Origin of the sequence: Salinivibrio sp. MA351, from assembly GCF_001996065.1 — a bacterium.
In the GTDB taxonomy this organism is placed as follows: Bacteria; Pseudomonadota; Gammaproteobacteria; order Enterobacterales; family Vibrionaceae; genus Salinivibrio; species Salinivibrio costicola.
The window spans coordinates 272,306-293,327 of the sequence record NZ_MUFG01000001.1 but is presented as its reverse complement, the minus strand read 5'-3'; the positions used below and the strand labels follow the sequence as shown (position 1 = coordinate 293,327).

General features: G+C 50.5%; 13 protein-coding genes, 1 tRNA gene, 3 rRNA genes and 1 riboswitch. Of the genes, 8 read left to right on the top strand and 9 right to left on the bottom strand.

All coding sequences use genetic code 11. The features are described 5' to 3' along the window. From BZG78_RS01370 to metA, 5 genes are all read left to right on the top strand, one after another. Positions 1 to 109: ribosomal RNA gene (locus tag BZG78_RS01370) — 23S ribosomal RNA — on the top strand; the annotation flags it as partial. Positions 110 to 224: 115 nt separating this feature from the next. After that, positions 225 to 340: ribosomal RNA gene (gene rrf / locus BZG78_RS01365) — 5S ribosomal RNA — on the top strand. A 347-nt stretch (positions 341 to 687) separates the two neighbouring features. Then, positions 688 to 763 (top strand) — tRNA-Thr (locus tag BZG78_RS01355). Positions 764 to 770: 7 nt separating this feature from the next. Further along, positions 771 to 886: ribosomal RNA gene (gene rrf / locus BZG78_RS01350) — 5S ribosomal RNA — on the top strand. A 253-nt stretch (positions 887 to 1,139) separates the two neighbouring features. Beyond that, on the top strand, positions 1,140 to 2,087 hold the full coding sequence (gene metA, locus BZG78_RS01345; RefSeq protein WP_021022714.1) for a homoserine O-succinyltransferase: 948 nt from the start codon (positions 1,140 to 1,142) through the stop codon (positions 2,085 to 2,087). Positions 2,088 to 2,127: 40 nt separating this feature from the next. Here metA and BZG78_RS01340 read toward each other — a convergent pair whose 3' ends face one another. Next, positions 2,128 to 3,420: a sodium:proton antiporter gene (locus BZG78_RS01340; protein ID WP_077660162.1), complete on the bottom strand. Its 1,293-nt coding sequence runs from the start codon at positions 3,418 to 3,420 to the stop codon at positions 2,128 to 2,130. Positions 3,421 to 3,602: 182 nt separating this feature from the next. Here BZG78_RS01340 and metH point away from each other — a divergent pair, with 182 nt between their 5' ends. Next, a complete protein-coding gene (metH, locus tag BZG78_RS01335; protein WP_077660161.1) occupies positions 3,603 to 7,262 on the top strand; it encodes a methionine synthase in 3,660 nt (1,219 codons plus the stop codon). A gap of 38 nt (positions 7,263 to 7,300) precedes the next feature. Here metH and lysC read toward each other — a convergent pair whose 3' ends face one another. Next, positions 7,301 to 8,680: a lysine-sensitive aspartokinase 3 gene (gene lysC / locus BZG78_RS01330; RefSeq protein WP_077660160.1), complete on the bottom strand. Its 1,380-nt coding sequence runs from the start codon at positions 8,678 to 8,680 to the stop codon at positions 7,301 to 7,303. A 101-nt stretch (positions 8,681 to 8,781) separates the two neighbouring features. Continuing rightward, positions 8,782 to 8,969, bottom strand: a riboswitch (Lysine riboswitch). 197 nt (positions 8,970 to 9,166) lie between these two features. On the opposite strand from lysC, the gene BZG78_RS01325 reads away from it, so the two are divergent. Beyond that, positions 9,167 to 10,300: an alanine--glyoxylate aminotransferase family protein gene (locus BZG78_RS01325; RefSeq protein ID WP_077577322.1), complete on the top strand. Its 1,134-nt coding sequence runs from the start codon at positions 9,167 to 9,169 to the stop codon at positions 10,298 to 10,300. Here BZG78_RS01325 and BZG78_RS01320 read toward each other — a convergent pair. The 5 genes from BZG78_RS01320 to BZG78_RS01300 form a co-directional block, all read right to left on the bottom strand. Next, complete coding sequence (locus BZG78_RS01320) at positions 10,297 to 11,967, bottom strand: Wzy polymerase domain-containing protein (protein ID WP_077660159.1); 1,671 nt, start codon at positions 11,965 to 11,967, stop codon at positions 10,297 to 10,299. The genes BZG78_RS01325 and BZG78_RS01320 overlap by 4 nt on opposite strands. Beyond that, complete coding sequence (uvrA, locus tag BZG78_RS01315; protein WP_077660158.1) at positions 11,967 to 14,792, bottom strand: excinuclease ABC subunit UvrA; 2,826 nt, start codon at positions 14,790 to 14,792, stop codon at positions 11,967 to 11,969. The genes BZG78_RS01320 and uvrA overlap by 1 nt, the downstream gene beginning before the upstream one ends. Before the next feature lie 141 nt (positions 14,793 to 14,933). Beyond that, a complete protein-coding gene (gene galU, locus BZG78_RS01310) occupies positions 14,934 to 15,794 on the bottom strand; it encodes a UTP--glucose-1-phosphate uridylyltransferase GalU (protein WP_077577325.1) in 861 nt (286 codons plus the stop codon). Between the two features lie 263 nt (positions 15,795 to 16,057). Then, on the bottom strand, positions 16,058 to 17,014 hold the full coding sequence (locus tag BZG78_RS01305) for an acetyltransferase (RefSeq protein WP_077660157.1): 957 nt from the start codon (positions 17,012 to 17,014) through the stop codon (positions 16,058 to 16,060). A 63-nt stretch (positions 17,015 to 17,077) separates the two neighbouring features. Beyond that, on the bottom strand, positions 17,078 to 17,785 hold the full coding sequence (locus tag BZG78_RS01300) for a LuxR C-terminal-related transcriptional regulator (protein ID WP_077660156.1): 708 nt from the start codon (positions 17,783 to 17,785) through the stop codon (positions 17,078 to 17,080). A 286-nt stretch (positions 17,786 to 18,071) separates the two neighbouring features. Here BZG78_RS01300 and BZG78_RS01295 point away from each other — a divergent pair, with 286 nt between their 5' ends. Beyond that, the gene (locus BZG78_RS01295) at positions 18,072 to 18,623 is read left to right on the top strand and encodes a single-stranded DNA-binding protein (protein ID WP_021022705.1); all 552 of its coding nucleotides are present in this window, start codon (positions 18,072 to 18,074) and stop codon (positions 18,621 to 18,623) included. A 122-nt stretch (positions 18,624 to 18,745) separates the two neighbouring features. Here the strand turns inward: BZG78_RS01295 and BZG78_RS01290 are convergent, their stop codons facing one another. Both BZG78_RS01290 and BZG78_RS01285 read right to left on the bottom strand, forming a co-directional pair. Continuing rightward, positions 18,746 to 19,906: an alpha-hydroxy acid oxidase gene (locus BZG78_RS01290; protein WP_077660155.1), complete on the bottom strand. Its 1,161-nt coding sequence runs from the start codon at positions 19,904 to 19,906 to the stop codon at positions 18,746 to 18,748. A 144-nt stretch (positions 19,907 to 20,050) separates the two neighbouring features. Beyond that, positions 20,051 to 20,938, bottom strand: a complete 888-nt coding sequence (locus tag BZG78_RS01285) for a LysR family transcriptional regulator (RefSeq protein WP_077459909.1) — start codon at positions 20,936 to 20,938, stop codon at positions 20,051 to 20,053. Positions 20,939 to 21,022 lie beyond the last annotated feature (84 nt).

Below are 21,022 nucleotides of genomic sequence, written 5' to 3'. Positions count from 1 at the left end.
TTCGAGCTCTCTAAAGGGTTGTCGTAGACGACGACGTTGATAGGCAGGGTGTGTAAGCGCTGTGAGGCGTTGAGCTAACCTGTACTAATTGCCCGTGCGGCTTAACCATACAACACCCAAGAGGTTTTGGGTTGGACTCGAAATAAGCCAGTTGATTGTGGCGAGAACGAAACAGCTTTCTAGATTCGTGTTTTGACTGAAAAGTGAAGACACACCAAATTTTGCTTGGCGACCATAGCGCTTTGGACCCACCTGAYTCCATGCCGAACTCAGTAGTGAAACGAAGCAGCGCCGATGGTAGTGTGGGGTCTCCCCATGTGAGAGTAGGACATCGCCAGGCTYTCATTGCTTAYCTTGTTGATAGCTCGAYGCTTTTGATATCTGCGATGCTCATGTATTGGCATACACTGCGCGTCTCGATTCAAAATCCTCATCGCATCAAACAAGATAATCTANATCGCCAGGCTCTCATTGCTTATCTTGTTGATAGCTCGATGCTTTTGATATCTGCGATGCTCATGTATTGGCATACACTGCGCGTCTCGATTCAAAATCCTCATCGCATCAAACAAGATAATCTAATTAGCGCTTAATATTGGGCTTTAGTTAGCAAAAATTTAAGCATCAAAGCAATGTTATGTAAGACTTTGATGACAAAACACCGAGTAAAACGTTGATAACGATTTTGCTGATATAGCTCAGTTGGTAGAGCGCACCCTTGGTAAGGGTGAGGTCGGCAGTTCAAATCTGCCTATCAGCACCAGAATTTTCTTGGCGGCCATAGCGTAACGGCACCACCTGAACCCATGCCGAACTCAGAAGTGAAACGTTGCTGCGCCGATGGTAGTGTGGGGTCTCCCCATGTGAGAGTAGGTCACTGCCAAGAGCTTATTTTAAGCCCTCCGCATTCGCGGAGGGCTTTTTCGTTTATAGTGTTTTTTAAAATACTTCATTCCTTTCTTATATCCCCCGACTGCCCCATTTTTATCTCACCTTTTTGTTTGGTGTTGTTACCCTTTCACTATTCTTACTTATTCGGGCATCTCTGGGCGTTGATTATTGCTTGAGCTTCATGGGTCACTGGGGTATGTTATTAGATATCTGGACGTCTAAACATCTTAAATCTTCAGGAGGCAGTGATGCCGATAAAAATCCCGGATCAGCTCCCCGCCACCAATATTTTGCGTCGAGAAAACATTTTCGTTATGTCGCAGACGCGTGCGGTGAGCCAAAACATTCGCCCATTGAAGGTGTTGTTACTCAACTTAATGCCCAAAAAAATTGAAACCGAGACGCAATTTATGCGCTTGCTCTCTAATAGCCCTTTACAGGTTGATGTCGAGCTTTTACGCATTGATAACCGACCCAGTAAAAACACGCCAACGGAACACTTAGACACCTTCTATCGCCAGTTTGAAGCCGTGCGTGAACGCAACTTTGATGGTCTTATCGTCACCGGGGCACCATTAGGCTTGGTGCAGTTTGAAGATGTGATTTACTGGGAGCATTTGCAAGATGTGATGAATTGGGCGCATCAGCATGTTACATCTACCCTTTACGTTTGCTGGGCGGCTCAAGCGGGTTTAAAGCTTCTTTACGATTTACCCAAAAAAACGCGCAAAGAGAAGTTATCTGGCGTCTATCAGCACCAGGTAAATGAAGCACTGGCTACGCATCCTTTATTGCGGGGGTTTGATGATAGCTTTCTCGCCCCTCACTCGCGGTACGCTGACTTTTCGCCAAGCTTTCTTGACGAACACACGGATCTCGATATTCTCGCCACCTCAGCACAAGCGGGCACTTACTTGGCGGCGACCAAGGATAAACGTAATGTGTTTGTGACAGGTCATCCCGAATATGACTCACATACGCTGCATCATGAATACCATCGCGATCTTGAAGAAGGGATGGAGCCTGTTGTCCCGATTAACTATTATCCTGATGATGATCCGTCTCAACCCCCCTATGTGAGTTGGCGGAGTCATGGGCACTTACTCTTTGCCAATTGGTTGAACTATTGTGTCTATCAGCTGACGCCGTTTAATCTGGCTGAATTTTCACAATCTAACTTTACGCTCGACGAATAGCAAAAAGGCGCCTAATTGGCGCCTTGTTGAGAAAGAGTGTTTATACACGGGGATTATCGATTTTCTCTTGAGCGGCATTGGCTTTATCAACCATTCCTGTCATGGTCGATCCTTGTACGAGAATAGAGAAAACCACCACCGCATAAGTCATGATTAAAATCAGTTCACGGACGTCGATATTCTTCTCAGGGACGACCATCACACCAGCCGGCACTGCCATGGCCATGGCAAGGGCTAAGCCACCTCTTAGGCCTCCCCAACTCAAAATACGAACGGCCCAAGGGTTGTATTGACGAAAGCGATTGAAGCCGAAATAGCAGGCTTTCACACTGAGATAACGGGCGAACAGTACAACGGGTACAACTGCGGCCATAATGATCCAGTCTTCCTTGTGGAAGCTAATCTGTAACAGGCTGACCCCGATCAATAAGAACAGTAAGCTATTCAAAAACTCATCGACCAATTCCCAAAAATGGTCCAGATGATCCTCACTCTCTTTGGAGAAGCCAATAAAGCGAGTCCAGTTACCGATCATAATGCCAGATACTACCATCGCCAGTGGCCCGGAAACATGCAACATATCGGCGAGCACATACCCCGCGCTAGGAATAGCCAATGTCAGTAGCAGTTCCATGGAATGGTCATTGGTCGCGCAGATCAAACGGTGAAACAGGTAACCCAATATCAGACCGTATAAAATCCCACCGATAGCTTCTTGTAAGAACAATGCCATCGTACCACCGAGTGTCGGCTCGCTGTCGCCAAACGCCAAGGTAAAAAGCGTCACGAAAATAACAATCCCGACCCCGTCGTTAAACAGTGACTCTCCCTCGATTTGGGTGGTGATCCGCCTGGGTGCCTGTAGCCGCTTAACAATGGCCAACACCGCGATGGGATCGGTTGGAGAAATCAGCGCCCCAAACAATAAACAATAGATAAAATCAAAAGGAATGCCGATCAGTTGGAAGACGCCCCAAATACCGGCACCAACCAGCGAGACAGAGACCAACAGGCCGCCGAGGACGAGGGTGGTGATTTCCCATTTTTGGTCAGAGAAATGGGGAAGCTTGACACCAATACCGCCCGCGAATAAAAGGAAACCGAGTACGCCTTTGAGTAAAAAGGCATCAAAGTGGATATCGGTCAATATTTGCTCCGCCATCGCCTTTAACGGAATGGCTTGGTATTGACCAGCGATCACGATCAAAAGAGAAAGGAGTAGAGAGCTTGCAGTGATCGCGATAGTCGTTTGTACTCGGCTGATTTTACTATTAATAAAGGCGATAAAGATGGCAGCAGCAGCCATGAAACTGAGGATTGCGTAGGTAGACATGCAGCTTCCTAGTACGACGAGGAATGAAAGAGTTACAAAATATTAATAGAAATTGCACTCAAAACGAACAGCTGAATTGAAATAGATCAAAATTAATCGATATTTATAGACGTCTAGATTTCCAAAATGGCTGTGGTAGGATAAAACTATCGCAATCAGGATGGTGATATCACGGGGTAAGAATGGATCGATTAACACAGCGTCTCTCTAAGTGTATTTTGGTGATCGATGGCGGTATGGGCACCATGATCCAAGGCTTAGGACTCGGCGAAGCCGATTACCGCGGCGCACGCTTTAAAGACTGGCATTGTGATGTGAAAGGTAACAATGACCTTTTGGTACTGACGCAGCCTGAAAAAATAGCAGCGTTACACAGCGACTATCTGGCCGCGGGCGCGGACATCATAGAAACCAATACGTTCAACGCGACCCAGATAGCCATGGCCGATTACGACATGCAGGCCATCAGTGCGGAGATAAATTTAGCTGCTGCGCGTCTTGCTCGCGACGTGGCTGACCACTGGACGGCGAAAACCCCAGAAAAACCACGCTTTGTTGCTGGGGTTCTCGGACCCACGAATCGCACTTGCTCTATCTCTCCAGATGTGAACGATCCTGGCTTTCGTAATGTCACCTTTGATCAATTGGTTGAGGGGTATGCGGAGTCCACTGCGGCGTTGATGGATGGTGGTGTTGATCTCATCATGTTGGAAACCATCTTTGATACCTTGAACGCGAAAGCCTGTGCCTTTGCTGTTGAAAAAGTCTTTGATGCCCGAGGTGTGCGCTTACCCATTATGATCTCTGGCACCATCACCGATGCGTCTGGTCGTACGCTCTCTGGGCAAACCACCGCGGCGTTTTATCACTCTTTACGCCACGTCGAACCGCTTTCTTTTGGTTTGAACTGTGCGCTGGGGCCAGCCGAATTGCGTCAGTACGTCAAAGAGCTCAGTGAGATCTGCGAAGGATTTGTTTCGGTTCATCCCAATGCCGGTTTACCCAATGCGTTTGGCGAATATGATCTCTCGCCTGAAGACATGGCAAAACATATCGACGAATGGGCCGCTTCTGGCTTTATTAACCTGGTGGGTGGGTGCTGTGGTACCACACCCGAGCATATTCAAGCGATCAGCGAAGTGGTGGCGAAACATGCCCCCCGTGCGCGCCCCTCTCAGTCTGTGGCATGTCGACTATCAGGGCTCGAACCGCTGACTATTAATGCTGAAAGCCTGTTCGTGAACGTGGGGGAGCGCACCAATGTCACTGGGTCGGCGCGTTTTAAGCGTTTAATCGTCGAAGAACAATACGACGAAGCGCTTGAGGTGGCGTTGCAGCAAGTGGAAAACGGGGCGCAAATCATCGATATCAATATGGATGAGGGCATGTTGGATGCACAGCAAGCCATGGTACGTTTTCTCAATCTGTGTGCGGCTGAGCCCGATATTGCTCGGGTACCTGTGATGATTGACTCCTCAAAGTGGGAGATCATTGAAGCCGGACTGAAGTGTATCCAAGGTAAAGGGATTGTGAACTCAATTTCTCTTAAAGAGGGGGAAGCCGCGTTTATTCAACAAGCCCACTTAGTCCGTCGATACGGTGCCGCTGTGATTGTGATGGCGTTTGATGAGCAAGGCCAGGCTGATACACGTGAACGTAAAGTCGAGATTTGCACGCGCGCGTATCACCTGCTGGTTGACCAAGTCGGCTTCCCGCCGGAAGACATTATCTTTGATCCTAATATCTTCGCGGTGGCCACCGGCATTGATGAGCATAATAACTACGCGGTCGACTTCATCAACGCGGTCGCAGATATCAAACAAACCCTGCCGCATGCCATGATTTCAGGTGGCGTGTCTAACGTGTCTTTTTCGTTTCGCGGAAACAACCCAGTGCGTGAGGCGATCCATGCGGTGTTTCTCTACCATTGCATTAAAAACGGTATGGACATGGGCATCGTCAATGCTGGCCAGTTAGCCATTTATGATGATTTGCCTGAATCGCTGCGTGTGGCGGTGGAAGATGTGGTGCTTAACAAAGACGATGGTGCCACGGAACGTTTACTGGCGTTGGCGGACAGCTACCGCGACCGCGGTGAAAACGAAGTGGCAGAAACCGCGGAGTGGCGCAGTTGGCCAGTGGATAAACGGCTTGAACATGCACTGGTTAAAGGCATTACCGAATTTATTGTTGAAGATACTGAGCTAGCTCGAGCGGCGGCGAGTAAACCGTTGGAAGTGATAGAAGGCCCACTAATGGCGGGCATGAATGTGGTGGGAGACTTATTTGGCGAAGGTAAGATGTTCCTGCCGCAAGTGGTGAAGTCGGCGCGGGTGATGAAACAAGCCGTGGCCTATCTTGAACCTTACATCAACGCTGAAAAGCAACAAGGGCAGACCAATGGCAAGATCTTACTTGCCACGGTAAAAGGCGACGTGCATGACATTGGCAAAAACATTGTCGGCGTAGTGCTGCAATGCAATAACTTCGAGATTATTGATCTCGGCGTGATGGTGCCGACCGATAAAATCCTGTCAGTGGCGCGCGAGGAGCAAGTCGACATTATTGGTTTGTCAGGCCTTATCACGCCGTCATTGGATGAAATGGTGAATGTCGCCAAAGAAATGGAACGGCAAGGGTTTGATATTCCGCTGTTGATTGGTGGTGCGACGACGTCCAAAGCGCATACCGCGGTGAAAATAGAGCAGCACTACCAGGCTCCTGTGGTGTATGTGTCGAATGCGTCACGTGCCGTTGGCGTTTGTGCATCGCTATTATCGCCGGCTCAATGTTCAGACTTTGTGGCGCGCTTACAAAAAGAGTATGTTTCAGTACGAGAGCAGCACCAACGCAAGACACCCCGCACTCCGCCTGTCACCCTGGACGCGGCAAGGGCAAACAAATGGCAAACCGATTGGGCCCATTACACGCCGCCCCAGCCGGCGAGGCCGGGCGTCCATGTTTACGATGATGTCTCGATAGCGACATTACGTCAGTATATCGATTGGACCCCTTTCTTTATGACCTGGTCCCTGAGCGGCAAATTCCCGGCGATTTTAGACCACGAGCTGGTGGGTGAAGAAGCTCGCCGTTTGTATGAAGACGCTAATGGTTGGCTCGACCGGTTTGAGCACGAAGGCTTGATCGCCGCAAAAGGAGTGTGTGGCGTCTTTCCTGCCAATAGCTTTGAGGATGATATCGAGGTGTATATCGACGCATCACGGCAAACGGTGGGCACGGTACTGAACCATTTACGTCAGCAAACCAAAAAGCCACGTGGCGCCAATTATTGCTTGTCGGACTTTATCGCGCCGAAGAGCAGTGGTCAGCCTGATTGGATTGGTGCGTTTGCGGTGACAGGCGGCATTGGCGAGTATGCCTTGGCGGAAAGTTATAAAGTTGCAGGGGATGATTACAACGCGATCATGATCCAAGCGGTCGCCGATCGATTAGCAGAAGCCTTTGCAGAATACCTGCACCAGCAAATTCGGATCTCATTGTGGGGCTATGCGCCTAATGAGACGCTCGATAACGATGCCTTGATCCGGGAGCAATACCAAGGGATCCGGCCGGCTCCGGGTTATGCTGCCTGCCCTGAGCACAGCGAGAAAGGAAAAATTTGGCAGTTGCTCTCGGTAGAAGCGCATACGGGCATGACACTCACCGAAAGCTATGCCATGTGGCCAGGCGCATCTGTGTCGGGGTGGTACTTCTCACATCCTGAATCACGCTACTTTGCGGTGGCGAAGATTCAAGATGATCAACGTGACAGTTATGCGGCGCGCAAAGAGTGGAGCAGCAAAGACGCGGAAAAATGGCTCGGGCCAAACTTAAACGCCTAATGAAAAAAGACCAGCACATCACATGTGCTGGCCTTTTTTTACTCAAATAAGTCAGCGTGTAACCGCTGTACGACATGGGTCGCGTCGTGATCGTCGACCACCACACAGATATTGTGATTGCTGGCACCATAGCAAATCATGCGCAGTTTATATTGGGCTAGCGCACTAAATACCGGCGCTGTCGCGCCCGGTGTGTGATTCATCTCGTTACCGATCAGCGCAACAACCGCTAGATTCGCACAGATCTCTACCTGACATAACTGCGTGAGCTCGGCGATGGCAGCCTCCGGCAGCTGTGGTGCGTCACCCTGGGTATGGGTTTGATCCAGCGTTAGAGAGACACTGACCTCCGAGGTCGTGATTAAATCAACTGAGATTTCAAAGCGCGCTAAGATCTCAAACACCTTGGCCAAAAAACCACAAGCATGAAACATGTTTAAGCTGGTCAGTGTCACCATGGTCTGGTTGCGCCTGAGGGCCACGGCACGAAACAGCGGCGCTGAGTGCGCTTGCTCACGGATCCAGGTACCGCCTTGTTCGGGGGCTCTCGCCGCGCCGACAAATACCGGGATATGCTGGCGTACCGCGGGCACTAACGTCGATGGATGGAGGATCTTGGCACCAAAGGTAGCCATTTCCGAAGCTTCGCTAAAGCTAATTTCACTAATCGGACGAGCACGATCAGTCACTCGTGGATCGGTGGTATAAATCCCGGGGACATCGGTCCAGATGGCCAAACTTTCTGCTCCGATCGCCTCGGCGAATAACGCGGCACTGTAGTCACTACCGCCACGGCCTAAGGTGGTGGTGTGCCCGTTCGCATCAGCACCGATAAACCCTTGCGTGACCACTAAATGCGTCGCTAAGCGGGGGAGTAATTGGTTCTGGCACTGTATCTTGGTTTGTTGTCGATCCGGTTGGGCACAGCCGAAGTGACTATCGGTGCGCAATAACGCTCGCGCATCGGCCCTCACCGTGGCCATGCCTCGGCTATTGAGCAAGTGAGTAAAAATATAGGTTGAGATGAGCTCACCACAAGCGACCAACGCATCCGTTAACGCTGTACTGGGAGCAGATGCTGCGGTATTTGCATAGTCGGCAATCGTTTGGTGCCAGTCATCGACTGCTGTTTGCGTGTCCTGGCAAGCGGGAAGCGCGTTTAATATCGCTTGATGGATAGCGGTGATGGCAACCAGTTTGTCTTGACGGACTTGTGGGTCGTTGATCCCTTGTGCCAGTGCAACCAAGTGATTGGTGACGCCTGCGCACGCACTGATCACCACAAAGCGGGTATGTGGGTTTTGCTCGATAACATCAGCGCTTTGTTGCATGGCATCGATAGTGCCAACGCTCGTCCCGCCAAACTTAGCGACCGAAATCGGTGGTAATGGGTTCACGTCCTTTTCCCCTCTCATCATACAAATGGGTCTTAATCAATTCATTATGGGGAACATCAGAAGTCACATCGTGACCGCGGTAGGGACCGCAAAAAAGAAGGAAGAGCAAACGGCAGGCATGGACTGCCAGAAGCGCTCCACCTGTCTTCCTGTAGGGATGACAAGTGACAGCCTGAAGGATTCAGCCTCCTAGGCCGGCAGCGTTTCGCCCCCAAGCTTACGCCACCTCGGCATTGTCTCCCCTGATTATCATACCTTGGAGTGGGGCTCCGCATGATAACTGCCTGAGAAATGCACCTCTTCTGCATGTTCAGTCCCGGGTTGGTTATCCCGTGAACAGCATTTACATTACGGGCGAGATGACAGGGTGTCAACTGCCTTTTGGTCACGATCAGTGCCTTGGCAAAATTGTCCAGCGATCACACAGTTCACGTGCCAGGCAATAGGGATATGGCGAAAAAATATGCTATAACGGTCATCTGTGTGTACCAACAACAAGGAAAGGTTATGGCACGTTCAATTTCCGAGATTCAATCTTTTCAGCCCGTGGCTCGCACGTTAATGGGCCCGGGCCCCTCTGATATTTATCCTGCGGTGCTACAGGCACTCAGCCGTCCGACTGTCGGACATCTTGACCCTTTGTTTATCGCGATGATGGATGAAGTCAAACAACTGCTTCAATATGCGTTTCAAACCGACAACCCTTTTACCCTGGCGATTTCGGCACCAGGCAGTGCCGGGATGGAAGCTTGCTTTGTCAACTTAGTTGAACCGGGTGAAAAAGTGATTGTCTGTCGCAATGGTGTGTTTGGCGATCGTATGCGGGAAAATGTCGAGCGTTGCGGCGCGACAGCAGTGATGGTCGACGATGCCTGGGGTGCGCCTGTTAGTCCAGAAAAAGTTGAGGCTGCGTTAAAAGCCCATCCGGATGCCAGCACGCTTGCGTTTGTCCATGCTGAAACCTCAACCGGCGCTTGTTCGGATGCGCAAACACTGGCGAGATTGGCGCGGGAGCACGGTTGCTTAACCATTGTCGACGCCGTGACTTCACTCGGTGGCGTGCCATTGAAAGTCGATGAGTGGCAGCTCGATGCCGTGTATTCCGGTAGCCAAAAATGTTTGTCATGTGTCCCTGGCTTATCGCCTGTCACCTTCTCACCGCGTGCTGTGGCTAAAATGCAATCGCGAACCCACAAGGTACAAAGTTGGTTTCTCGATCAAAGCCTGGTGCTTGGTTATTGGAGCGGAGAAGGGAAACGCAGCTATCACCATACCGCGCCGGTCAATAGTTTGTATGCCTTGCATGAGTCGTTATTGCGGCTCTATCAAGAAGGGCTTGAGCATGCATGGCAACGTCATCAAGACATGCATCAACACCTCAAAGCAGGGCTGGATGAGCTCGGTATCACTTTTGTGGTTGATCAGCCTTACCGTTTGCCGCAGCTTAACGCGGTCACTATTCCGGATGGTGTGGACGATGCGGCAGTACGTCAGCACCTGCTCACGACCTATAACCTCGAAATTGGTGCCGGCTTAGGCGATCTCGCCGGTAAAGCGTGGCGCATTGGCTTAATGGGCTACGGGGCACGGCATGAGAATGTGGCGCTGTGTCTGAAAGCGTTAGAAAACGCGTTACGTTAAGGCGTTAAGGTATCGGGCAAGGTATGGCGAGTGGTCCATACTTTGCTTGCTTGCGGGTATAAATAGCGCGCTTCTTGTTGAATATCGCGTGCGCGTTGCTGATCACCAATTTGTAACGCAACCTGATACGCATGCTGATAGCCCGAAAAGCGTGGGCGTTGCGCGACTTGACGCAGTAAATCATCCAAGTGCTGGTGGCGTGCTACGTCAGATAAGTGCGCCAAATTCGCTTGAAAGTGACGGTCTTGTTGCGCGCGGTGCAGTTTTTGCTGCCACCATGGGTGTTGCTGATACAAGGTAAAACGCTGCGAACTTAATAAGGAATCACGCAGATAGCGATTGGCGAGGTAAACGGATGACAAGCTCAGTAAGGTGACGAGCACCAGCGCCATGATCACACTACGGCTCGCGACACGCTGACTATAACGGTGTGAAAACACGGGATAACGACGATATCGACTGGTTAAGTTGTCTAACCAATATAACCAAATCAATAACAATACCCCGTTAAACCACTGTGTGCCACTGGCTGGATAAATCATCAGGCCGGTCAGTGGTGGCAATACTAAGGCGATCAATATTCTACGTGTTCCTGACGGTGCACGTAGAATACGAAGTGTTAGCGCGGCCAACACCACAAGATAGCCGCAGGCGACAACGAGCCCCCCTTCAAGGAGCCACAGGATTAAAGCACTGGGTAAGGTCACCGGGCCGGAATGATTCGGTTGTGAGGCAGACAGTAATAGCAACGTTGACTGACCATTGCCCATGCCCACTCCAAAAAATGGCGTCATTTGCCATTGCTGCCACGCCAGCATAAGTGCGCGCTGATCGTCGGCGGTGAGCCAGTGCCAGTTGTCTTGACCACTGAGACCAAATACCGCCAAAAATGCCCCTGCCGAGATAGCGATCATCCACATACGATGCTGGCGTCGCGAGGCAAACCGGGCTAAATACACTTGTTGTAAGCCAATCGCACACAGGGCGAATAGCAACAGTAAGGGTTGCTCTTGCATCGCCAATATCGGAATCAACACGAGCGGTGTTAACGCGAGTAAGCCTTGGCTAACCGGGTGGCGATATCGACCACTGGGCTCTCTGGCCAAAATGTAGGCGGCGAGCGTGACTCCGGTTAACAATAAGGTGTGAGTCACGGCTGGAGGGAGGTGAGGGACCCATTGATCAAACATAAAGGGTGCCATGCCCGGCGGAGGCTGGTTCCCTAATACCGACAATACCGCTAACCAGGAGGCCAACAATAAGACGGCCAGTAGTTTTTGTCGTTGGGCGTGATTAAAAATAAACTGCTGTAGGGCTGAGAAAAAGCCAAAGCTTAGCGCTAAAACGATGAGCGCATAGCCACTATTGTGGCCCAGTGCCTGCGGATAAAAATAGGGCATCATCGCCAAGCAGGTCGCAAGTGCCAATGTGCCGGTCAGCCGAGTGGCTCGCCATGTGTGTTGACGGATAACCTCCAAACTGGCGAACCCAAGCGCAAATGCCAAGGTGAGTAATGATAGCGCCGCCGCCGGGTGACGTATGCCTACCAGCGGCAGAGCAACCGAGTAAAGAGGCAGACAAATCAGCCACAATACCGTTAAGGTCACCAAAAAGGGCACCGTCAACGGCTTGCGTATGACACGACTAGGCGGCAGCACTAACGTCATTATCGCTCCAACATTGGCTTGAGGAAGTGGGCCGTGTGGCTGCCGACCACATCGACAATCGATTCCGGTGTGCCTTGGGCGATGATTTCACCCCCGCCATTGCCGCCCTCAGGCCCCAGATCGATGATCCAGTCGGCCGTCTTGATCACATCTAAATTATGTTCAATAACTACAATAGTATTCCCTTGCTCACGTAGGCGGTGCAGAACATTGAGCAGTTGTTGAATATCATGAAAGTGTAACCCTGTGGTTGGCTCATCAAGAATATATAAGGTTTTACCGGTATCGCGTTTGGACAGCTCTCGGGCTAACTTCACCCGTTGCGCTTCACCGCCAGACAGGGTCGTCGCCGCTTGGCCTAGGCGCACATAGCTCAAGCCAACATCCATCAAGGTTTGCAGCTTACGCTTAATGGCTGGCACTGCATCAAAGAATTCACGCGCGTCTTCCACTGTCATTGCCAGGACTTCATCGATGGTTTTGCCTTTATAGCGTACTTCAAGTGTCTCGCGGTTGTAGCGTTTGCCCTTACACACATCACAAGGGACATACACATCCGGCAAAAAGTGCATTTCTACTTTGATGACCCCATCGCCTTGACAGGCCTCACAGCGGCCACCGCGTACGTTAAAACTAAAGCGACCCACCTTGTAGCCTCGTGCCCGTGCTTCTTGTGTGCCGGCAAACAGTTCACGAATCGGGGTAAAGATCCCAGTGTAAGTGGCGGGATTTGAGCGCGGCGTACGGCCAATAGGGCTTTGATCGATGTCGATAACCTTATCAAAGTGTCCTAGGCCATCAATCTCGGCATACGGCGCAGGATCCGCGGTCGTGGCACCGTTTAATTGCTGGTGGGCGACTTTAAAGAAGGTATCGTTGATGAGGGTTGATTTTCCAGATCCCGACACGCCCGTGACACAAGTGAGTAAGCCGACAGGTAAGTGCAGATCCACATTTTTGAGGTTATTTCCGGTTGCACCTTTGAGCGTCAACATCTTGTTGGGATCGCGCGGTATCCGTTGTGCTGGCACCGCAATCGCTTGTTTGCCAGAAAGATACTGCCCGGTAAGTGAATGCTCACTGGCAAGAATATCGTCAAGGCTGCCTTCTGCCACGATCTCGCCGCCGTGCGCGCCCGCGCCTGGGCCTATATCGATAATGTAATCCGCGGCACGAATAGCGTCTTCATCATGTTCAACCACCATCACGGTATTGCCCAGATCGCGCAAGTGCTCCAAGGTATCCAGTAAGCGCGCGTTATCTCGTTGATGCAAGCCAATCGATGGTTCATCCAATACGTACATCACACCGACAAGGCCAGCACCAATTTGACTGGCGAGTCGAATGCGTTGGGCTTCTCCCCCGGATAAGGTATCGGCGCTACGTGACAAGTTAAGGTAATTGAGCCCGACATTGACCAAAAAGCGTAACCTGTCATGGATTTCTTTCATCACCTTTTCGGCGATTTTTGCACGTTGGCCGCTAAGCGACAGTTGTTCAAAGAAATCGAGCGCCTGCTGAATGCTGAGCTCACAAATTTCTGGCAGGTTACGGTTATCGATAAAAACATGTCGAGCTTCTTGACGTAAACGCGAGCCACCGCAGCTGGCGCAGGGCTTAGTGGCAATATATTTGGCGAGTTCGTCGCGCACTGCATTAGACTCGGTATCGCGATAACGGCGCTCCATGTTATTGAGGATCCCCTCAAACGGATGCTTACGTACGCGAATATCGCCACGATCGTTGACGTATTTAAACTCGATCTCTTTCGGCCCCGACCCATATAAAAGTATATCTTGCATGGTGCCGGAGAGATCTTGCCAGGGCGTTTCTAGATCAAAACCGTAATGCTCAGACAGTGAACGCAGCATTTGGAAGTAATAAAAGTTACGACGATCCCAGCCTCGGATCGCACCACCTGCGAGACTGACCGCAGGGTTTTGAATCACGCGTTTGCGATCAAAGTACTGCTGAACGCCTAACCCGTCACAGGTGCCACACGCACCGGCGGGATTATTAAATGAGAACAAGCGAGGCTCTAGCTCTTGCATGCTGTAACCACAATGGGGGCAGGCAAAGTTAGCAGAAAAAATGATTTCTTCACCGTCGCCGTCCATCCAGCTGATGACCGCACTGCCACCCGTGAGTTCGAGCGCGGTTTCAAAGGATTCAGCTAAACGTTGTTGTTGATCGTCGCGTACTTTAAATCGGTCAACCACCACTTCGATGGTGTGTTTTTTTTGCAGCTCCAGCGTGGGTGGATCGGACAGATCACACACCTCGCCGTTGATCCGCGCACGAATAAACCCTTGAGCAGCGAGGTTTTCAAGTGTTTTTACATGCTCACCTTTTCGGTTTTTGATAATCGGTGCCAGCAGCATTAACTTACTGCCTTCAGGCAGGGCCAACACTTTATCCACCATTTGGCTAATGGTTTGTGCCGCTAGGGTGACATCATGGGTGGGGCAGCGTGGCTCTCCCACTCGGGCGTACAGCAAACGCAGATAGTCATAGACTTCAGTGATGGTGCCAACGGTGGAGCGGGGGTTATGTGATGTCGACTTTTGCTCAATCGAGATGGCGGGTGACAGCCCTTCGATATGGTCAACATCGGGTTTTTCCATCAAGGATAAAAATTGACGCGCATACGATGATAAAGACTCAACATAGCGACGTTGACCTTCGGCATACAAGGTATCGAAAGCGAGTGATGACTTCCCTGAGCCAGACAGGCCGGTGATGACAATTAGCTTATCACGGGGGATGGTCACGTTAATATTTTTGAGGTTGTGCGTACGCGCGCCTCTGACGTCGATATTGTCCATTATTATCCTACTACTCAATCAGCTCACTGGTTGGTCGTTGAGTATCGCACAGACACGACCATGACCAAACAAAAAGGCTGTATATTTACACAGCCTTTGCTCGTATCGAAAAAACCACTCGCGCCAGTGCACCTGAGGCGATTACGGATTTTTGACGGTTGCCTCATCTTTGTTACTGCTACCGAGGTAGTGATGCTGATAGCAGTGATTTGTGGCCTCAATAAAGCCCTCAACACTGCCACAATCAAAGCGCTCGCCTTTAAATTTATAGGCAAGCACACAGCCTGACTGCGCTTGTTTTAGCAAGGCATCGGTGATCTGCACCTCACCATTTTTACCTGGTGGGGTGTTTTCTAACAGATCAAAGATATCGGGCGTGAGAATATAACGGCCAATAATCGCAAGATTGCTCGGTGCATTACCGGGATCGGGTTTTTCTACCATATTGTCTACGCGGAAAAGGTCATCTTTGATCTCTTGGCCCGCAATCACCCCGTATTTATGGGTTTCATCTTCTGGCACTTCTTCGACGGCGACAATGGAGCAGCGGAACTGATTGTAGAGCGCGACCATCTGGTTAAGCACGCCGTTGCCTGGATGAATGCAAAGATCATCAGCAAGGACGACCGCAAAGGCCTCATCGCCAACTAAATCGCGTCCTGTCAGGATTGCGTGACCTAACCCGCGCATCTCATGTTGGCGAATGTAAGTGAAGGAGGCTTTTTCTATTGTATTACGAATATCGTCCAGCAGTGCTTCTTTATTGGTGCCACTGATTTGATGTTCGAGCTCATAGTTTTTATCAAAATGGTCCATAATGGCATGTTTGCCACGCCCCGTGACGATACACATACCATTGATGCCCGCTTCCAACGCTTCATCTACGCCATATTCAATCAGGGGTTTATTGACCACCGGCATCATTTCTTTCGGCATCGATTTGGTCGCCGGTAAAAAGCGGGTGCCATAGCCAGCCGCTGGGAACAGACATTTTTTAATCATCGTGGATCCTTTGTTTTATCGAGTCGCCATCAGCACGTTAGGCTGTATGTACGCCACTTACCGGCTTGCGAATAAGTGGCCACTCAGCATATATCTTATGAGGCAAAACGTTTTTATAGAGCAACAGTTTGTTATAGAGCAACAGTTTGTTATAAAGCAATAGTTTATTATCGAGCAATAGTTTGCTGGGTTACAGGCAGCGACGCAAGTCGTAAGCATACTCAGGGCGTGAGAGCGTGACGGCTTCGATATTGCTGATCCCGCTATAGCGAAAAATGTGCCATAAACGCGGCGGTAAATGCCGATAAGGCGGTGGCAGGCAAGGCATTGATGCCCGCCGCGGCAGCCCGACCGCCACCGGTAGCAAATTGCTCTGCTAACTGCACCGCGCCAGAGGGACGATTTAACGGCGCGCGGATACTGACCATCCAATCACCGCTCGGCATCGGCGTCAGTACAGCATGCGCACTGTCGGGCGCCTGGTTTGCCAGCTGATTGCCTAACATACCACTGATGCGACGCGCCCAAGCAGCATCCGGTAACAGATAAATTTTACCCCCATCTCCAGTGGTTTCAGGCGCTAGCGCTTTCGCTTTATCACGGTCACTTTGGTAGGCCTCTGCCAAGGTCGTTACAATGTCCGGATAAGCACGCATAAAAGCATCGGGGGTATCAAAGCCACACAGATGCCGATATAAGATGGCAGGAGGCATGATCAGATCATCCAGGCTGGCGCCATAGCTATTGTAATTAAGACAGTGGCCAAGCTGTTCAAGCCGATCACGTTGGCTGGCAGCTATTTGTGACTGGTGGGCGAGGGCGTTAGCGGTACGATGGAGATTATCGCCATAGGCACCAACCAGCGCCCATTCTCGATATTGACCGTGCAAAAGCTTATCAATAATTAAGGCGGTGCAGGTGTTCGCGCCGGTATGAATGTGGGCATGAAGCAAAGGCGATTGAGGCACGGCGCCGCTTTGGTGGTGATCGGCATAAAAAACCTGGGTGCCGGAGGCGAGCAAAGCGTCAAGAGCAGCTTGATTTTTGGCCATGGAGAGATCCATCACTGTGACCTGCTCAGTGGCCAGGGGAACCTGCTTTAACAGTGTAATATCACGTTTTACCCCGGTGATCAGCGTATTGGCTTCAGGGTAGGCAAGACGCCATTGCACCAATGCCGCTAGGCCGTCTGCATCGCCATTAAATACATCGAAAGCCATCCTACAACGTCCTTTTTGGCTAAGAATCACACCATGGTAACGCGGTGACAGCTGCGGTCCAAGTTACCCATTGACCTCGTCATTATCGACTGGACCTTCTTGTCCGGTAAAGCCAATTAATGAGGCGTTATTTTTCGCCCAGAACACCGCTTGGACACGGTTTTTGACGTTGATTTTCTTAAACACGTTATACAGATGCGATTTGACTGTGTGCTCACTCACCGCTAAGGCATTGGCGATATCTTGATTTGAGGCACCTGTGACCAAATGATGCAAAATCTGCTGTTCACGGTTAGTCAACACAACCGCCTGCTCGTCAATGGTTTGCTGGTGATGCTGCTGGTAATAATGGATTAAGGCAGCCATTTTATGGCGGGGCAACCAATACTCACCGGAAAACATCTTTTCAATGCCGTGACAAAGGTGATGCACTTCATCCTCTTTTTTAAATACCCCTTTGATAAAAGGCCAGCTCGCCAGCTCTTTGGCACTCAAATCATGGGCATTGAGTAAGGCGAATACGTGTTGCTCGGCAAAGGGTGCTAACGTTTGTTTGAGTTGGTCGGTAGCGGTGTCATCAAAGGCATTGAGATCAATGAGCACCAGTCCAGAGCGCGTAGTCAGTTTGGCTGCAATCTCGTGGGGAGGCACGAGTTCAACGGCACTATGTGTTTCTTTTTCTAAACACGTCATTAACGCCGAAACAGACATGCTAGGCTGGGAAATAAGAAGAAGGGTGTAATGGTCTGAAGTGGTTTCTGCTTGGTTCATAAGCATCCTACTAATGATCACTTAACCGGCGTCGCTGCGTGAGCGCTGGGCACTGTCCGTTCACAAACGCCAAGGCGAGGCAAGATTTGTATCAGTTTAAACTATTTTCATTGCTCAGGTATATCCACTTTGTGGTAACGCATTGTTACGCCATTGCAAGCGCAGAATCTGGAACCTGATCGCGTTGAAAAGTTTCGAACCTCGAGGGGGCTCGTGCTAGACTTCAGGCTTATTTATCCAGTGAGCGAAATCATTTCGCGCGTAACAGCAACAATGGGAGTCACCTATGGCCAGCCGTGGCATAAATAAAGTCATCTTGATTGGTAATTTGGGCAATGATCCGGAAATCCGTTACCTTCCCAACGGCGGTGCGGTGGCGAACCTAAGCCTCGCGACCTCGGAGTCATGGCGTGATAAAAACACCGGTGAGATGCGAGAGAAAACAGAGTGGCATCGTGTTGTGTTATTTGGTAAAACCGCAGAAGTCGCCGGTGAGTATCTGCGTAAAGGCTCGCAAGTGTATATTGAAGGCCAACTACAAACGCGTAAATGGCAAGACCAAAGCGGTCAAGATCGCTACACCACGGAAGTGGCGGTACAGCCGTTTAGCGGTAGCATGCAAATGCTGGGTGGTCGCGGCGGCCAAAACCAAGGCCAGCCAATGCAGCAGCCATCGCAGCAGCAAGGTGGATGGGGTCAACCTCAGCAGCCTCAGCAAAACATGAATCAACAACCACCTCAGCAGCAAGCGGCCCCGCAACCACAATCTCAGCCTCAGTCGCAACCTCAGCAGCAGTATAATGATCTGCCTGACTTTGACGACGATATTCCGTTCTAGGCTACGTTCTTAACCAACGGCTATCTGAGCGCCATATCGTTATCGACAAAGCTTGATCGACAAAGCGCCCCGTGATTGGGGCGCTTTGTTTTTAGGATGTCGTATTGATTCACGGCATGAGATTAGGCAACGCCAGGCCCAGCTTTTAAAAAGTGAGGCAGTTGGGTTGGTGTGGGGCATTTTAATTGGCCCATCACCTGAGTCATTTGTTGAGTGAGCATTTCAATGGCATGCTCACCGCCGTGTTGACCCACGGCGCCACAAGCATAAACAAACGTTCGGCCCAGCAAGGTAAAGTCAGCACCCATTGCCATGGCCTGCGCTACGTTGCCACCGCTTTGTACGCCGCTGTCCATTAACAGTTTAATTTTATCGCCGTACTGATGCTTAATGGTTTGAATCGTATCTAACGGGGATTCGCCCACATCTAACTGGCGGCCGCCATGATTGGATAGCACCACACCATCTGCGCCCAGCGCAACCGCTTGTGCGACATCCTCAGGATTGACCAGCCCTTTAAGCACTAATGGCCCATCCCAGTTATCCCGGATCACTTTTAGGCTCTCAAAGTCGACCGCGCCCATCACGGTATTATTCATAAAGTTAGCCAGCTCGCTGGTGGGCATATTCTTGGGCATGTAAGGTTTCAAAGTCTGCATTTCAGGAATACCGGCAAGGAGTGTATGCCAGCTCCAGCTCGGACATTGCATCATTTGCGCGATATTACGAAGGTTCATTTTGGGCGGCATGGCCAAGCCATTTTTGATATCGCGAGGACGATAACCAAAGGTGGGGACATCCACCGTCACCACCAGCACTTTATACCCTGCTCGTTTGATGCGTCCCATCAGATCGTCACGGATCTCGGCATCCGTCGGGTTATACAGCTGGTACCACGCCGTGCCCTCAGAGATCTCGGCAATGGTTTCAAGACTCGCTGAGGATACGGTGCTGAGTACATAAGGAAGGTTCGCCTTATAAGCCGCTTTCGCGAGAATTTCTGGCGCTTTTGGCCACATCAGCCCTTGTAATCCGACGGGCGCGACACCGAATGGGGCGGCGTAGTGTTTGCCAAATAGTTCGACCGATAAGTTAATGTCGGGGGTCGGGGCGAGTAAATCAGATTGCAGCTTTACTTGAGTGAAGGAGCTTGCATTGTGCGCCACCCCAATTTCGTCGTGACAACCGCCACAAAGATAATCAAACGCGAAGGCAGGAATACGCTTTTTAGCTGCTTTTTTAAGCGCAGGCGTATCAGGGTATTGAGGATGATAGTAAGACATAAATATCGTATCGCTGTGAGGTGAGTGTTTAGCCCTACCCTAGCGCAGCAATTGTTAGTGATATATAGACAAAAAATAAAATACTTTTTCCAAAATCGCCTAACCCCTGATAGAACCTAGCCTCCCATAACAGGGTGGCGCGTGCTAAATGTACAACTGTTTAACTTTTTGTTTAATAAAATCGATAAATAGCTTGGTCTTCGTGTGGTTGTACTCCAACTTGGGGTAATACGCATAAGCCGATGAGCGTGGCTGCTTGAGTGCAGGCAATACGGGAACCAATAAGCCCTGATCAATTTCTTTTTGCACGGTCCCAGCCCCTCCTAAAATAATGCCCATGCCAATGACCGCAGCGCTCACTAAGGCTTCAGGATTAGGCGAGACAAAGTTTCCCGACAACTGCAAACGTGTGCCATCTTCGAAGACCCGCTCTTGAGGCTGATGGGAGTGACCATAGAGCAAAATATTATGTTGGCTTAGTTGGTCAGGGTGGGTTATCGGCGCGTGCCGAGCAAGATAGGTGGGCGAGGCAAAAAAGCCAGGCTGAAAATCAAACAGCTTTGCCGCAATATAGCTGGCAGAGTTGAAGTACTCGAGCTCGCGGCTGATCACCACATCAAGATTAAGATCAGGGAGCTGTCCTGGGGTCAAGGTGGTGAGCTCAACCTTGATTTTCGGATAAATCTCAAGAAACTCAGCAATAAAGTTGACCAGAAAACGGTTCCCTGTCACCAATGGCGCACCAATACGTAATATGCCGCTGACTTCCCCAAAGGTAGACGTGGTTTCACTGACTAATTGTTGCCAATCGTCGACCCAGGTTTTTGCTCGGTGATAAAAAAGATCACCGGCATCGGTCATCGACAAGCTTCGGGTGGTGCGTTTTAACAGTTGCACGCCAAGCTGGCGCTCAAGCCAACTCAGGCGTTTGGATAAGGCTGAGCTTGAGGTATGTAGTTGCGTGGCAGCTTGTGCTAACGAGCCCTGATCGACCACACAAATAAAGCTTTTGGTACAGGTAATCCAGTCCATGAGTCCTCTTGGGGAAGAAAAGGTAGCCACGGATGGTGGCTAGGCATTCACATTATGATCACTAAGCCTGATAATAGCGGCTAC

What these genes read in the sequence shown, in the direction of transcription:
- uvrA (WP_077660158.1), bottom strand. Translation starts at nt 14,792, where the DNA reads ATGGACAATATCGACGTCAGAGGCGCGCGTACGCACAACCTCAAAAAT.
- BZG78_RS01340 (WP_077660162.1), bottom strand. Translation starts at nt 3,420, where the DNA reads ATGTCTACCTACGCAATCCTCAGTTTCATGGCTGCTGCTGCCATCTTT.
- BZG78_RS01295 (WP_021022705.1), top strand. Translation starts at nt 18,072, where the DNA reads ATGGCCAGCCGTGGCATAAATAAAGTCATCTTGATTGGTAATTTGGGC.
- BZG78_RS01320 (WP_077660159.1), bottom strand. Translation starts at nt 11,967, where the DNA reads ATGACGTTAGTGCTGCCGCCTAGTCGTGTCATACGCAAGCCGTTGACG.
- BZG78_RS01325 (WP_077577322.1), top strand. Translation starts at nt 9,167, where the DNA reads ATGGCACGTTCAATTTCCGAGATTCAATCTTTTCAGCCCGTGGCTCGC.
- metA (WP_021022714.1), top strand. Translation starts at nt 1,140, where the DNA reads ATGCCGATAAAAATCCCGGATCAGCTCCCCGCCACCAATATTTTGCGT.
- BZG78_RS01305 (WP_077660157.1), bottom strand. Translation starts at nt 17,014, where the DNA reads ATGGCTTTCGATGTATTTAATGGCGATGCAGACGGCCTAGCGGCATTG.
- galU (WP_077577325.1), bottom strand. Translation starts at nt 15,794, where the DNA reads ATGATTAAAAAATGTCTGTTCCCAGCGGCTGGCTATGGCACCCGCTTT.
- BZG78_RS01300 (WP_077660156.1), bottom strand. Translation starts at nt 17,785, where the DNA reads ATGAACCAAGCAGAAACCACTTCAGACCATTACACCCTTCTTCTTATT.
- BZG78_RS01285 (WP_077459909.1), bottom strand. Translation starts at nt 20,938, where the DNA reads ATGGACTGGATTACCTGTACCAAAAGCTTTATTTGTGTGGTCGATCAG.
- metH (WP_077660161.1), top strand. Translation starts at nt 3,603, where the DNA reads ATGGATCGATTAACACAGCGTCTCTCTAAGTGTATTTTGGTGATCGAT.
- BZG78_RS01290 (WP_077660155.1), bottom strand. Translation starts at nt 19,906, where the DNA reads ATGTCTTACTATCATCCTCAATACCCTGATACGCCTGCGCTTAAAAAA.
- lysC (WP_077660160.1), bottom strand. Translation starts at nt 8,680, where the DNA reads ATGATGAGAGGGGAAAAGGACGTGAACCCATTACCACCGATTTCGGTC.